Source organism: Streptomyces sp. NPDC006544, assembly GCF_040611715.1.
Taxonomy (GTDB): domain Bacteria; phylum Actinomycetota; class Actinomycetes; order Streptomycetales; family Streptomycetaceae; genus Streptomyces.
The window spans coordinates 1-15327 of the sequence record NZ_JBEXOV010000137.1; the positions used below are offsets into that span (position 1 = coordinate 1).

Annotated in this window: 8 protein-coding genes and 1 pseudogene; 8 read left to right on the top strand and 1 reads right to left on the bottom strand. The window is 73.7% G+C overall.

From position 1 onward, the window contains the following. Positions 1-115: pseudogene (locus ABZY44_RS34790) on the bottom strand (lyase family protein); the annotation flags it as partial. A gap of 53 nt (positions 116-168) precedes the next feature. Between ABZY44_RS34790 and ABZY44_RS34795 the strand changes: the two are divergent. From ABZY44_RS34795 to ABZY44_RS34830, 8 genes are all read left to right on the top strand, one after another. Further along, positions 169-4980 (top strand): hypothetical protein, encoded by a 4812-nt coding sequence (locus ABZY44_RS34795; protein WP_356661015.1) that lies wholly within the window; start codon positions 169-171, stop codon positions 4978-4980. A 70-nt stretch (positions 4981-5050) separates the two neighbouring features. Next, complete coding sequence (locus ABZY44_RS34800) at positions 5051-5857, top strand: type VII secretion system-associated protein (RefSeq protein ID WP_356661017.1); 807 nt, start codon at positions 5051-5053, stop codon at positions 5855-5857. A gap of 77 nt (positions 5858-5934) precedes the next feature. After that, positions 5935-7434, top strand: coding sequence for a hypothetical protein (locus tag ABZY44_RS34805; RefSeq protein ID WP_356661019.1), 1500 nt, complete (start codon positions 5935-5937; stop codon positions 7432-7434). 74 nt (positions 7435-7508) lie between these two features. Next, complete coding sequence (locus tag ABZY44_RS34810; protein WP_356661021.1) at positions 7509-10856, top strand: right-handed parallel beta-helix repeat-containing protein; 3348 nt, start codon at positions 7509-7511, stop codon at positions 10854-10856. A gap of 167 nt (positions 10857-11023) precedes the next feature. Then, on the top strand, positions 11024-12160 hold the full coding sequence (locus tag ABZY44_RS34815) for a S8 family serine peptidase (protein WP_356661023.1): 1137 nt from the start codon (positions 11024-11026) through the stop codon (positions 12158-12160). A gap of 102 nt (positions 12161-12262) precedes the next feature. Next, entirely contained in the window at positions 12263-12850 is a 588-nt protein-coding gene (locus ABZY44_RS34820; protein WP_356661025.1) for a sigma-70 family RNA polymerase sigma factor, read from the top strand. 24 nt (positions 12851-12874) lie between these two features. Next, positions 12875-13522 carry a hypothetical protein gene (locus ABZY44_RS34825; protein ID WP_356661027.1) on the top strand — a complete coding sequence of 216 codons (648 nt, stop codon included), beginning with the start codon at positions 12875-12877 and terminating at the stop codon, positions 13520-13522. Between the two features lie 76 nt (positions 13523-13598). Further along, the gene (locus tag ABZY44_RS34830; RefSeq protein ID WP_356661029.1) at positions 13599-15215 is read left to right on the top strand and encodes a phospholipase D family protein; all 1617 of its coding nucleotides are present in this window, start codon (positions 13599-13601) and stop codon (positions 15213-15215) included. The last annotated feature ends 112 nt before the right edge of the window (positions 15216-15327 follow it).

Here is a 15327-nt window from a genome sequence, read left to right on the forward strand (position 1 = left end):
GGACCGCGTACCCGCCGAACTCCTGGCCCAGGGTGACCGGGGTGGCGTCCATCAGGTGCGTCCGGCCGGCCTTGACCACCACGGCGAACTCGGCGCGCCGGCCCCGGCAGCTGGCGCCCCGGGCAGCAGCTGCCCGAGCCGGTCGTCCCGGAGGGCCCGGCCGCTCCCGTGGAGCGGCCCGCCGGGCCGACCGCCTTCGTACCCGTACGTCACTTCTCGGTCCTCGGCTTCGACAACCTGACGGGGCTGGCCGACGCCCTGAAGCGGCCCGGCGGTCTCTTCGCGGGCGGTACGTCCTTCGTGTCGACCTCCGCCTCCCACCAGTTGAGCCTGCTCGGCAGCCTGGTGCGGGAGCGCGGGGGCCTGTCCCTCGACCCGTCCCTGGCCTCCGCGTTCACCGGAACCCTCCACGCCTCGGGCGGGGCGCGTCTGGGCATCCGGCTCTCGAACCCCGAGTACGTCGGCCAGGGCGCGGAGAGCCGGAGCAACGCCATCGACGAGGTCAGCCGGCAGGGCGCGACCAGTTCGGCCTCCTCGGCGCCGCGCGCCCAGGTCACCGCCGACTACGTCCAGCGGTTCCACCACTCCGGGCTGACCCTGCCGGGGGCCGGACCCAACACCCGGCCCGCCGCGACGAACGCCACGTCCTCCCTGTCCCTGGACATCGTCAAGACCGGCAAGACCGCCGCGCCCCCCGCCCCTGGCGCGCAGCCTGCCCCTGCCGGCCCAGCGGCGCAGCCCGCGGTCGACGCCCCGGCGCAGCGCGTGGTCCGGCTCGACGCCGAGATCACCGTCACGGGGCGGGGCGGCGCGGCCGACGAGACCGTCCGGGGCCGCCTGGAGCTGCTGGTGACCGAGGAGGACCTGCTCGGCCACGGCCTCTTCGGCCGGTCCTCCCGGGGTCACGTCGACCTGCACGACATCCGCCGGGCCACCGGCGATCCCGAGACCGTGGCCGCGCTCACCGATCAGATCACGCGGCTGAGGGCGGCCCTGGATCGGCCCGAGGGGACCGACCGGCAGGTGTGGTTCGCCACCGGGGACCACCGGCAGAGCGCCGACGCCCTGTACGTGGCCCATCGCACGGCCATCGGGCTGGGCCGCCCGGTGGAGCTCGTCCTGCGCGGCGACCACGGGCCGGAGTCCTACCGCTTCGACGCGCGGGGCGATCTGGAGACGGGGCAGCCGGAGGCCGCCCGGGCGCTCCGGGACCTGTTCGACCACCACGACACGGCTGACCCGCAGGCGCTCGCGGACGCCGCCAGGACGCTCGCCGAGGCCCGGCGCGCGGCGGGAGAGTTCTCGGGACGGCCGCTGCTCGCCGAGCTGGTCCCGGAGGTCTTCGACGCGGCCGATCCGTGGGAGGTGCTCAAGTCCACCACCGAGACGCACCCGGTGGTCCTCAACCAGGCCGGATACGCCACGGGCGACCAGTTCGCCATCGCCGCGACCCTGCGCAACGTCCCCCGGCTGCACGTGGCGATCTCCCAGGGCGCCGTCGGCGAGAACGGCAGGCCGCTGGAGCGCGAGGACAAGGCCACCGACATCCGCGACTTCTACGTGGCCAGCGGCATCGACGCCGACCGGATCCACCTCGTCAAGGTGAACGACCTCTGGGACGACAAGAAGTCCGCCGAAATCAAGATCAACGGCCTGATCAGGCTGCTGGGGGTGAAGCACGCGTGGACGCAGGCCGCAGACGCCGCGGACACCCTCGGGGCGCACCGCGCCGCGCTGACGAAGGTGGCGAAGATCTACCTGGAGTCGGAGCTGCGGCCACCGGCACGCCCACCGCTCCAGGGGGCCCCGCGCCCCGTCGCCGATCCCGAAGACCTCAACCGCCTGCTGCGGACGGCGGGCCTGGTGCCACCCGTCGATCCCGCCGGGCTTCCCCCGGCCGAGCAGACGCTGCTCCAGACGATGGCCGACCGGTGGGACGGGCTGAACGACGAGATCGGCCGCGTTCAGCCCCTCGCCGACGACACGCAGCTGTCCGGCGCACTCGCCATGAGCAACACCCAGCTCAAGCGACGCAACCTGCCCATCAACGCCGGTACGAACTATCTGGCCGCCACCCACAGCGAAGCGATCCGGAGAGACATCCGCCAGGCGTGGGGGGTCTCCTCAACGGCGTTCCCCACGGCGGAACACCCGCTCGTGAAGACGTGGCTGGCGGCACATCACGTCCCGGACGTCGCCCGCGGGGAAGTCATCGTCCTGTGGTCCCGTTTCAGCGGGAAGAGCGGTGGCGCGCACCTGGAACACGACACGAGCTTCACCGGCGTCCGCCAGATCATCCGACAGGTCGGCGAGGCGGCCGCCGCTTCGCCCGGTAACCGCAAGCCGTTCGTCCTGATCGTCGGTGACCGGAACGCGGACCCCGCCCACGGCCGCAAGTACGACGAGATGGCCCGCAGCCTGAGCACCGACCACGTGTCCGTCCACGACCTGACGGCGTTCTGGCGTCCCGGGAGCGAGGAGATCGGCACGGCCCTGCGCGGCTGGGGCGGCCACACCCGCACCGGCCAGTTCAAGCTGTACGAGTACCTCGACCGCGAAGCCGGTTCGGCGCGGCACCTGGGGTTCCGCAGCGGCAACCTGGAGGCCATGGCCATGCTCGGATACCAGGTCAAGTACATGGAGGAGCCCAACAGCGTCGGCAGCGTCCGCATGGCCGCCTGGAACACCCTGTCCGGGACCGCCAAGACCAGGCTCGGCGGCATGTCCATCGGATACGAGCTGCTGAACGTGAGCGCTTCCCCCACCCGCAGTGGAAAGTTCTTCGAGGCGGGTGTCCTCGCCAATGTGAAGGCCCGCGTACCGGGCGCGGACCAGTCCGACACCCCGCCCTTCATCTACGCGAACCGCCAGCCGGGCGGTAGCGGTTGGCCCATGGCCACTGACGCGAAGGCAGCGCACAAAGGGATCCTCAAAAGGGGATTCGCCGAGGCCGACGTGGACACCATCGTCCGTTTCCTCATGGACACCGACCCCAAGCCGGAGGGAAGCCCGGCGAACCCCCCGCCGAAGGCGTACGTGTTGGACGGCGACGAACCTCCCGTCACACCTCCGTCGCCTGCCGCGCCGCCCCTGCTGTCCCTCGCGCCGCCCGCCGGGCCCCCGGTGACGGAGCTGGGGTACCGTCCGGGCGGGCCCGCCTACCACGTGGTCTCGGAGGTCCTGAAGTCGGACATGAAGAAGCCGGGCGCCGCCGCCGACCTGATGAAGCGACGGGATCTGCGGGTGACCGAATACGAGTCGACCCGGGGCACCGTGCTCAGGGTGGAATCCCTCGCCCACCGGAGCGACGTGCGCGTCGAGACCCTGAACGGAAAGGACTACGTCCGGCTCTTCCAGACCGTCTACGCACCGGACGGGGTCGGGCACAAGGACATCCACCAGACCGCCGACGGCGAGATCAGGATCCTGCCCGACACCAAGGACATGTGGGTGAACGCGGGCCGCCCGTGGCGGGCCCTCCACTACATGCGGACCTACCGCAGCCAAGGACATGAGCGGATCACCAGGAACGTCGAGGGGTCGCACGGCAAGCCGATCGTGCGCTCCTTCCTCGTCCCCGTGGAGACGTACCACCGGCTGACCTCCGGGGCGATCGAAGAGGCGCAGGTCAGCGGGCTCGGCAACGGGCACGCGCTCAATACGGACCGGAACAAGGATTCCGACCAGTACCTGATCCGCGACTCGGGTGTCGAGGAGATCCGCAACGACGCGCTTCCCGGCTCCCTGCGCACCTACGTACTGGACCGGTACCAGGACGAATACCTCCCCGGAACGCGCGACGGCGAGGTCCGCACGCTCAGCGACATGCTGAACGAGCTTTCCCTGCCCGAGCTGCGCGACATCCCGGAGCTGGCGCGTCCCCTGCCCAACGAGTCGCCGCTCGCGGACCCGAACGGCCGGCCCGTCGTCCCGAACACCAGCCGTCCGAAGGCCGCCGCGCACGACCCGGGCCACCTGGTGCCGTCGCTGAAGGCCAACGACCGGGCCGTGTCGAAGCATGTGGAGCAGTTGCAGCAGCTGCACGACCTGCTGGGGCGACCGGATCTTCTGACCGGCGGGGCCGAGGACAGGGCGCGGGCGCGGGAACAGTTCAAGAAGTTCGCGGGCAGGCTGATCACGGACCGGTTCCCGGAGTCCGATCAGGAACGCCAGACGCTGCGCACGCGGATCAACCGGGCCGCGAACTACTCGTACATGCCGACCGTGATCGAGGCCGTCTACAAGGAGGCCGTCGCCGCCAAGTTCGGCCTGGGCGGCAGGCTCAGCGAGTGGGCGCACGCGCAGGACTTCCCGGAGCGGACCCTCACCTGGACGGAGAAGGAGGTCCGACGCGACGCGGCGGACGGGGCGGACCCGGCGGACGGAACCGGGACGGGCGGCGGCGAGACCGGTGCCCCGGCCCACGGGAAAGGAACCGACGGGGAAGGGACCCCTGGGGAGGGGACCGGTGGACAAAGGACCGACGACGGCATCGTGATGCCCTCGGACCTGCGCTCGTTCCCGCGGGACATCGGGAGCGACTATCCGGCCGCACTGGCGAACGCGGTCCGTACGGCGCGGGACTCCGCGCACGCCCCCTCCGCCGACCACCCGGCACGCACGTGGCGGAGCGAGTTCGTCCAGACCGCCCGGGACACCGACCTGGCCAGTGCCACGGGTACGCGGCCCGACAGCTACGTCCAGTCGATCCAGGACGTGCTCGGCGGCGGCTCGTCCGAGGCCCACACCCCGCAGTACCGGGCGCGGGTCATCCTGGAGCGTCTCGCGCGGGACCCCGCCGACGGCGAGGCCATCGCCCTGGCCAGTACCATCGCCGCGCGCGAGTTCGACGTCACGATCGTCTACGTGGCCCGGGACGGCACCTCGCGCAGCTTCGGGACCGGAAGGACCCAGGTCTTCCTCGTGCACGACGGGAGCGACTTCCGCTGGTCCGTCGTCCGGCCCGCGCCGGTCGCCTGACAGACTCCTGCGACCTGCCTCTCCTCATCCCGATCCCTTCCCATCGGCCCCTTCACAGTTCGAGGACACCATGAACGACACCCCCGACCCGACGCCTGAGGCCGACGCAGGCACCGCCACCACCGCCGGTACCGCCGGCACCGAGCTGCCGCCCGTGCCCGAGGACATCCGTGAGGCGGCCCGGCAGGCACCCGAGCACTGGCTGGCGGTCATCGACCCCGCGTGGGACGGCGAGGAGACCCCGCCGGTGTGGGCGGTGCGCGGGCAGTGGCGCTCCGACGAGAACGGCGAGGTCGTGGAGTGGCAGGAGAATTCCGAGTACCGGCCCTCCCCCGAGAGCCTCGGCTGGCCCGAGCCCACCGACGCCCTCGACGCGGCCGTCCAGCTCTCCGCCACCGGGTACGCCCCCGCCGATGCGGTGTCGGCCGCACTGGCCCGGGCCGCGCTGGCCGTGCACACGACGGCCGACGGCCGCCCCGTCACGGCTGCGGCCCCCGACGGCACCCCGGTCGTGCCCGTGTACTCCGCGACCCCGCACCTGGAGGTCGCCGGACGGTTCGCGTACCGGGTCCTGCCGCTGGCCGAACTGGCCGAACTGCTGCCCGCCGGCCACGAGCTGTACGTGAACCCGACCGCCGGCGTGGCCATGCGGATCGAGGACGCCGTGCTGCGCGCGGCCCTGGAGCTCGCCCCGCAAGAGCCGGAGCGGGAGCCGGAGCGGGAGCCGGAGCGGGAGCCGGACTCGGAGCCGCTGGAACCGACGGACCGTGAGGCGGCGTCCGGGCAGGAGCCCTCGGTCGTCGCCCCGCCGCCCGAGCCGATCGCGCCCCTCGCCCCGATCCGCGTCACCAGCGACGGCCCTCCCGACGAACGCTGACGTACGGCGTGAACCCTGCGGGGGTGCCCATCCGTCGAGCCGTATAGGGGTCTGACGGCGCACGGAGGGGATGAGCGGTGGAGCAGAGCGGACGGCCGAACAGCGAGGGCGAAGCAACGGCTACGGGAGCGGGAGAAGGGCCCACCGGGGTGTGGGTGGGCGGCATCCAGCTTCCGGCGGTCGCCTGGGCCGCGGAGGAGCCGGAGGCCACCGCCCCCTCCTCCCCCGAAGCCCCCGAAGCCCCCGAAGCCCCCGAAGCCACCGAGGCCGGCGAACCCGAGGCCCCGCCCGCCGCGTTCGTCCTGCCGATGCTGCCGGACCCGCCCGAGGCCGAGGGTGCGCGGGCCCCGCGGGCTTCGGCCTCGGCCGCCGCCTCCGGATCCACCCCCGGAGCCGAAGCCGAACCCGAGGCGGAAGCCGAGGCCACCCCCGAAGCCGGCGCCGAGACCGAGACCGAGACCGCCCCGAGTCCCGTGCTCGGAGAGCCCGTACCCGCCTCCGCGGAGTCCGCGGGCGCGGCCGGGGGCGCCGCAGCGGACGGACCGCGCCCCGGCCGGGTCTCGAAGCCGGTGGTGGCGGCGGCCCTCGTCGGCGGTCTGGTCCTGGTCGGGCTGCCGCTGGTGCTGTCCCAGCTGGGAGGCGGCGGCCCGTCGCACGGGCCCGACGCTCCGCCCCCGGCCGGGATGAACCGCGCCGCGGGCGGCCCCGACGGCTTCGTGCCCGGCTTCGACGACCGCGGCAACACGGTGCCGGCCGAGGCCGGCCTCCAGGCGGCCAACCCTTCGCCGGGCCAGGGTGACCCGAACTCCGCGGGAGGCGCCGCGGGCGACGTCGGCACGCAGAACTCCGTCGACGCGCACATGAACGGTTCGGTGCCCCAGGGCGGCAGCGGCCCGGCCTCGGGTGGCAGCGGCTCCAGCGGCGGCAACAGCAGCAGCGGCAGCGGCTCCAGCGGCGGCGGCACTGGGGGGAGCACCGGCGGTGGCGGCACCGCAGGCGGTGCCCAGCCCCCCGCACCGGGGCAGCCCAACGCCGGCGCCCCGCCCGCCGCCGCGAAGACGTACCAGGCCGTCGCGGGCGCCGGGTGCTCGGGCAGCGGCACCGGCTACAGCCAGAACGGCTGGTACGAAGACGGACAGGCCGGGTGGAAGACGTACTCGGGCGGCTGGGGCGGCGACGGCTGCAACGGGCGGTTCACGGCCATCCCGATGTCGGGCGCGCCGAAGAAGGACAACGGCAACTACGCGCTGTGGACCTTCCGCACCGGCCAGGTCTCCACGGGGCGCTGCCAAGTGTCCGTGTACATCCCGAACAACAAGGACATCAAGGCGGTCGGCGGGGCGCCGGCCTACTACACCGTGCAGAGCTCCCTTTCCGCGGGCAGCGGCACGATCGGTTCCTTCAACATCAACCAGCGCACCCAGCTGGGAAGTTGGTACAACGCGGGCACGTACGACGTACGGGGCGGCCAGCTCGCGGTGATGCTGCACGACCGCGGCCAGGACTGGACCGGCAGCGGCGACAAGACGTACGCCCACAACGCGGCGGCCGCCGTACGCGCCTCCTGCACCGCCTAGCACCCCGCACCGCCGGCGCCCTCCCCCGCCCACCCCCTCCTCCCCGCCTGCTCCACCGAAGGGACCCTCCAGACATGTCGCGCCCTGTGCTGACCGTGTGCGCGCAGTCACGAAGTGGCTCGTACCGCACCATCGGCGAAGCCCTCCGCGTGGCGCGCAGCGGCGCGGTGATCTCCGTACGCCCGGGTCTGTACGAAGAGAACCTGGTGATCGACAAGATGGTGACGATCACCGCGGAGGACGCCAGGGGCAGCGTGAAAGTGGCACCCCGCAGCGGGGCGGTCGTCCAAGTGATCGCCGAGGCGGTGCAGTTGACCGGTCTGGTGCTCCAGGGGCACGACGACGAACTGCCCACGGTCGACGTGCCGCGCGGCCAGGCCGCGTTGCAGGACTGCGAGGTCGTCGGCAGCTCCTGGACGGCCCTGCTCACCCGCCAGCAGGGCACGCTCGCGATGCGCGGCTGCCGGGTGGTCAACCCGGCGGGCGCCGGCATCGTGGAGACGTCCACCGGCGCCAGCGTCATCGAGGACTGCGTCATCGAGCACCTGGGCACCTCGGCGGTGGTGATCGGGGAGCGCGCCAATCCGACGATCCGCAACTGCGTGCTGCGCGACGCGCGCGGAAACGGCGTGTGCGCGAACGGCGAGGGCCGGGGCTCGATCGAGGACTGCGAGATCTCCTCGACCGACAAGCCCGCCGTGGCACTGGAGGAGAACAGCGCGACCCGCGTGCTGCGCACGACGGTGCGGGACTGCGTCCTGGGCGTCTACATCAGCTCGGCCTCGCGGGTCCTGCTGGAGGACTGCACGGTCACGAACACCGCCGGCCACGGCATCGCGCTCGCGGGCGGCACCGATCCGGTGCTGCGGCGCTGCCGCACGTCGCGGACGAAGGGGGACGGCATCCACGTCACGGGCCGCTCCCGGGGCGCCTTCGAGGAGTGCGAGGCCGGCGGCGCGGAGGGCGCCGGTGTACGGGTCGACGAGTCGTCGAGCCCCTCGTTCAGCCGGGTCTCCGTACGCGACTGCGGGCCGGCGGGCGTGTGGCTCAGCGGGGACAGCGCACCCGACTTCGACCGGCTGGAGGTGCGCGACGGGGCCGGCGCCGGAGTGCTGGTGACCGACGGGGCCAATCCCATGCTGCGCCGTCTGACGGTCCTGGACGTGCGCGGCCACGGCGTGGAAGTGACCCGCAACGGCCGCGGCCGGCTGGAGGGTTCGCAGATCGGATCCACGGGTCAGTGCGGGATACGGATCTCCGAGGGCGGCCACGCCTACGTCGGTGACACCTCGGTACGGGCGACGGGCGCGGCGGGTGTGTCGGTGGGCGGTGGGGGCGTCGCCTCGCTGCGCGACTGCGATCTGGCCGAGTCGGTACAGGACGGAGCCGTGGTGGAGGACGGCGGTGAGCTGACCGCGACGCGCACCCGGGCCCGTGCCAACCGCCGCCACGGTTTCACCGTGTCTCCCGGCGGCCGGGCCACGCTCACGGCGTGCGAGGCGGCCGAGAACTCCCACGACGGCATCCGGGTCGACTCGACGGAGGCCGTACGCGTGCACGACTGCTCCGTCGTCGACAACCGGGGGTCGGGGCTGCGCCAGACCAAGCCCGGTACGCGGCTCGCGGTGGAGAACCTGACCAGCCGGGGCAACGAGATGCCGGACGCCCACGGCTCGGCGACGGCCCCCGCGGGCGGCGGGTCCGCCGAGGAGGGGGCGGGCGAGCCGGCCGGGTCGGCGGGAACGGCGCAGCCGGTCGTGCCCGACGGTCCGCAGGCGATCCTCGGCGCCCTCGTCGGACTGGCCGGCGTCAAGGAGCAGGTGGAGACGCTGGTCAACCTGAACAAGCTGGCCAAGAGGCGGGAGCTGGCCGGGATGCCCGCGCTCCCCATGAGCAGGCACCTGATCTTCGCGGGGCCGCCCGGGACCGGCAAGACGACCGTGGCCAGGCTGTACGGGACGATCCTGGCGGAGCTGGGGGCGCTGCGCAGCGGCCATCTGGTGGAGGTGGCGCGCGCGGACCTGGTCGCGTCCATCATCGGCGGTACGGCGATCAAGACCACCGAGGTGTTCAAGGGGGCCCTGGGCGGGGTGCTGTTCCTCGACGAGGCGTACACGCTCTCGCAGGGCGGCGGCGGTACCGGTCCCGACTTCGGCCGGGAGGCGATCGACACCCTGGTGAAGCTGATGGAGGACCACCGCGACGACATCGTGGTCATCGTCGCCGGGTACTCCGAGGAGATGCGCGGGTTCCTGGACTCCAACCCGGGCCTCGCCTCCCGCTTCAGCCGTACGGTCGACTTCGAGAACTACTCGGACGCCGAGCTGACCACGATCGTGGAGATGTCGGCCCACGGCCACGGCTACGAGCTGGCCGAGGGCACCCACGACGTCCTGACCCGGCACTTCGGGGCGATGACCAAGGGCGCGGACTTCGGCAACGGCCGTGCCGCCCGCAAGGTCTTCGAGGAGATGGTCGACCGGCAGGCCTCCCGGCTCGCGGGCCTCGCCGAGTTCGGCAACGCGGACCTGGCCCTGTTGCTGCCCGAGGACGTGGCGGCGGCGCCGGCAGCGGACGCGCCGGCCGGCGGCGCGCCCCGCACCGAACTCCTCGATCAGCTCGAGGCGATGATCGGTCTGTCGGCCGCGAAGGAACAGGTCCAGGACCTGGTCAACCTGATCAAGCAGGTGAACCGGCGGCGCGAGGCGGGGCTGGCGACCGCGACCATCAGCCACCACCTGGTGTTCGCGGGCGCACCCGGCACGGGAAAGACCACCGTGGCACGGCTGTACGGGAGGCTCCTCGCGGAGTTGGGCGTGCTGCCCGGCGGACAGCTGGTGGAGGTGGCGCGGGCCGATCTGGTCGGCCGCTTCGTGGGCCACACGGCGCAGCTCACGAAGGAGGCCTTCGACCGGGCCCGGGGCGGAGTCCTGTTCATCGACGAGGCGTACACGCTGACGCCGCGCGGCGGCAGCGGCAGCGACTTCGGGCAGGAGGCCGTGGACACGCTGATGAAGCTGATGGAGGACCACCGCGACGAGGTGGCGGTGATCGTCGCCGGCTACTCCGACGAGATGGAGGGCTTCCTGGCGTCCAATCCGGGTCTCGCCTCGCGGTTCTCCCGGCAGGTCCTGTTCGAGCACTACTCGGACGGCGAACTGGTGGAGATCGTGACGAAGCAGGCCCAGGCCGCGGGATACGTTCTGGCGCCGGACACGACCGCCGCGCTCCTCGAGCTGTTCGCCGCGGCGCCGCGCGACCGCACCTTCGGCAACGGCCGGTTCGCCCGGCAGACGCTGGAGTCGATGATCACCCGTCAGGCGGGGCGGCTGAGCCGGCTGGAGGTCGACGACCTGTCGGAGATCAGCCTGCTCCTGCCGTCGGACCTGCCGGTGAGTGCCCGGACGGGGAGCGCCGCGTGAGGGCGGGTGCGGGTGCGCTCCGCCGTGGCCTCACCGCGGCGACCCTGGCCGGGGTCTGCGCCGTGGGCGGCGCGTCCGGGGCGCTCACGCTGTTCCCCGGGGCGGGGTCCGCGCGGGCGGACGCGGTCCGGGCGCTTTCCGACGCGGAGCCGGATTCACTGCCGGGCATGACGCAGACCCTGGCCGACGTCCGGCAGGGCGGGTGCCGCAAGGGGTCGGACCGGGTCAGCGGCCGGGTGCCGTGGGCGCAGGCGTACCTGCGCCCCGACGCGGTGTGGCCACTGACCGAGGGGGAGGGCGTACTGGTCGCCGTGGTGGGCTCGGGCGTGGACGACACGGCCGGGGTCCTGGGCGGGCGGCTGCAGGCCGGGCCCAGGCTCCACGACGCGGGCCCGGGTGCGGACTGCGTGGGGCACGGCACGTTCGTGGCCGGGCTGATCGCGGCGAAGCGGGGTCCGGGCACCGGGTTCGCCGGGATGGCACCCCGGGCGCGGATCCTCTCCGTCACCGTCACGGACGCGGCCGGCAACACCGATCCCGGCCTGCTGGCCCAGGGCATCCGTGCGGCGGCCGACGGGGGCGCGCGCGTCATCGACGTGGCCGCCGTGACCCCTGCCGCGGCCGACTCCCTCGCGGAGGCCGTCGCGTACGCCACCGCCAAGGGCTCGCTGATCATCGCGCCGGCCGCCGCCGACACGCAGGGCAACAAGGCGCCCGTGTACCCGGCCGCGTACCCCGAGGTGCTCGCGGTGACCGACAGCGGGCCCGGCGGGGCGCCGGCGCGGTCCGCCTCCACGGGCCGGGTGGACCTGGTGGCGCCCGGGGACTCCGTACTGAGCACGGGCCCTTCGGGCAGCGGGCACTTCACCGCGTCGGGACCCAGTTACGCGGCCGCCGAGGTCGCCGGGGCCGCGGCCCTGGTGCTCGGATACCGGCCGGGCCTCACCGTCAGCCAGCTGGTCCACCGGCTGCGGTCCACGGCCTATCACCCGGGGACGGCCCTTCCCGACGCGCGGCTGGGCTACGGCTCCCTCGACCCGGTGGCCGCCACGACCACCGTGCTGCCCGAAGAGGGCGAGCTCTCCGTACGGGCCCCGGTCCGGGAGCGCCTGGACATGCCGGACGCCCCGGGCGACCGGGGGGCGGGGGCGGCGTACGCGGTCACGGGCGCGGCGGGCGCCACGGTGCTGGCCGCGGCCGCCATCGCCTACGCGGTTCCCCTGGGACGGCGTCGCGGCTGGCGGCCGGGCCGCTACGGGGAGCCCGGGGCGGGGGCCGGTGCGGGGGCCGACGGGGGCCGCTAACGCGCGGGGCGGGCGGCGTTAGGCAGTGCTTAGCGGAACGTTTCCGGGCGCTGACAGGCTCCGTCGCAGCCCCCTCACCACCCCCTGCCCGGGAGCAGAGCAGTGACGACACCCACGTTCGACCGCGCCGACGCGAGTACGGCGGCGGCCACCACCCTGGACCAGGACACCCTGGCGGAGCTGTACCGGCTCCACGCCCCCTACTTGCTGCGGGCCCTGCTCAGGATGGCCAACGGTGACCGCGGCAAGGCCGAGGACATCCTCCAGGAGACCTTCCTGCGGGCCTGGCAGAACCCGCGGGCGCTGTCCCGCGGGCCCGAACACGGCCGCCCCTGGCTGTTCACGGTGGGCCGGCGCATAGCGATCGACCACTTCAGGATGGCCGCCGCACGGGTCAAAGAGGTGGGCGACGAGGCCCAGGACGAGCGGGCGGACACGCTGGACCCCTACGACGAGGTCCTCGCCGCCCACGACGTGGCCCGCTCGCTCCGGCAACTGCCGCCGCACCAACGGGAGGTGCTGGTGCACCTGCACTTCCACGACCACACCGCCGCGAGGACCGGCCGCGCCCTCGGCGTACCCACGGGCACGGTCAAGTCCCGCAACTTCTATGCCGTACGCGCCCTCGCGCCCCTCTTGGAGGCGCGCGGGCTGGCGCCCGTCAACCACCGATCGACCCGTTCCCGGTAGCGGAAGCGGAAGCGAAGGAGAGTCATGGCCTGGTATCAGGGACACTGCCTCATCACAGTGATCGGCGTGGACGCCGACTGGCCCCAGCGGACGGTGGTGACCGTGCACGGCAGCCGGACCCGGCTGGTCATCCCGGGCACCGTGGGAGCGACCCAGATCGTCGACGCCCCGAGCTGGGACCTGGCGTTGGAGCACCGGTACGGCGACGAATGGCGCCCCAACGTCCGTGCGGTGACGAGCCGCTGGCAGAGCGTGGACGGGGTGGAGAGCCAGGTGGTGCGCAGCAAGGACCAGGACTGGCCCGGCCGGACGCAGGAGCGCAACCTGGTCCTGCGGATCGAGCGCATCGGCGCCGGCCGGACGCTCCACCACACGCTGGTGGACGCCGTCCCCAAGGGCACCGCCGCCCGGGTCCCCGCCGTCAGTGCCGACGGAGCCCTCGCGCCGGGCGCCGGCGCCCGGCCCGCGTCGTCGAGCAACGGGATCCCCGCCTCCGGCGCCGTCCCCGCCCGTCCCGCGACGACGGCCGGCGCGGGCGCGGCGTCCGCAGACGGGGCCTCCGAGGGCGCGGCCCCTGCCGACCGCGGGTACCCGACGACCGCCGACCTCGGTTACCCGACGACGTCGTCACACCCGACCACGTCGTCGCACCCGACCTTCAGGCCGAGGTGAGCGGCCGGGGGACCCGCGAGCGGCCCCGTGTCTGAAACCGCGCCGGGCGGGTAGCCGGTCTGGGGAGGCACCATACATGAGACGCAGTGACTGGATGCTCACCGCCGGCGAACGGGGGAACAGGGCCACCCGGGTGGACCGCCGACATCCCGACGGGGCCGCCTGGACCTGCGGCAACGAGGCGCGACCGCTCGTGCACGGTGCGACGTACTTCGCGGAGCTCCTGCGCGCCATCCGGGCCCAGCGCCGGGGAGACCTCCTCCTCTTCACGGACTGGCGCGGCGATCCCGACGAACGCCTCGACGGCGAGGGTACGGAGATCGGTGCCGTCCTGGCGGACGCGGCCGCGCGCGGCGTGATCGTCAAAGGTCTCCTCTGGCGCTCCCACCTGGACGGACTGCGGTACAGCGAGAGCGAGAACCGGCACCTCGGGGAGGAGATCGAGGCGGCGGGGGGCGAGTGCCTGCTCGACCTGCGGGTCCGTCCCGGAGGAAGCCACCACCAGAAGCTGGTCGTCCTGCGCCACCCCGGCCGCCCCGCCCTGGACGTGGCCTACGTCGGCGGGATCGACCTGTGCCACAGCCGCAACGACGACGCCTCGCACCAAGGGGATCCACAGGCGATGCCCCTGGCGGCCGTCTACGGTCCCCGGCCACCCTGGCACGACGTGCAACTGGCCGTCCGGGGACCGGCGGTCGGGGACATCGAGGCGGGCTTCCGCGAACGATGGGAGGACCCGGCCGCGCTGAGCCGCAGCCCTCTCGTCAAGCTGCGGGAGCTCGTGAACAGGGAGGACACCTCCGCGGATCCCATCCCGCCGCAGCTTCCCGACCCGCCGCCCTGCGGGCACCACACCGTGCAGGTGCTGCGCACCTACCCGAACCGGCTGCTGCGGGGCTACCCCTTCGCGCCGGACGGGGAGCGCAGCGTCGCGCGCAGCTACCTCAAGGCGCTGAAGCGGGCCAGGCGGCTCATCTACCTGGAGGACCAGTACCTGTGGTCCCCCGAGGTGGTGGAGAGCTTCGCCCGGGCGCTGCGCGAGAACCCCGGACTGCGCCTGATCGCCGTGATACCGGCAGAGCCCGACCAGGACGGCCGGCTGTCGCGGCCCATGAACCTGGTCGGGCGGGTCAAGGCGCTGGACAAGCTGCGCGAGGCGGGCGGCGAACGGGTGGCGGTCTACGGGCTGGAGAACCGCGCCGGTACTCCTGTGTACGTGCACGCCAAGGTGTGCGTCGTCGACGACGTGTGGTCCACGATCGGCTCCGACAACATCAACCTCCGGTCGTGGACCCATGACTCGGAGCTCAACTGCGCCGTCCTGGACGAGGACGTGGACGGCCGGGCGCCCGCCGATCCCGCCGGGCTGGGTGACGGTGCCCGGCGCTTCGCGAGGGAGTTGCGGCTGGAACTCTCCCGTGAGCACCTGGACGCCCCCGAGCCCGGCTCCCCCGGCGCCCCGGACCTTCTGTGCGACCCGGAACGGGCCTTCGAGGCGTTCGCCGCGACCGCTGCCGCGCTGGACGCCTGGCACGAGGGCGGCGGCCGCGGCCCGAAGCCGCCCGGCCGGCTGCGTGCCTACCGGCCGCCCGCCTTCTCGCACGTCGAGAGCCGTCTCGCCATGCCGCTGTACCGGCTCCTCGTCGACCCGGACGGCCGTACGTTCGGCCTCCGGCGGCGCAACGCCTTCTGACGGCGGCGGGGGGGGGGGGGGGCCGGGGGGGGGGGGGGGGCGCGGGGGGGGGCGGGGGCGCGGCGCGGCGCGCGCGCGGCGGGTGCCCCCCCGCCCGAACAGCGGGCCCCCG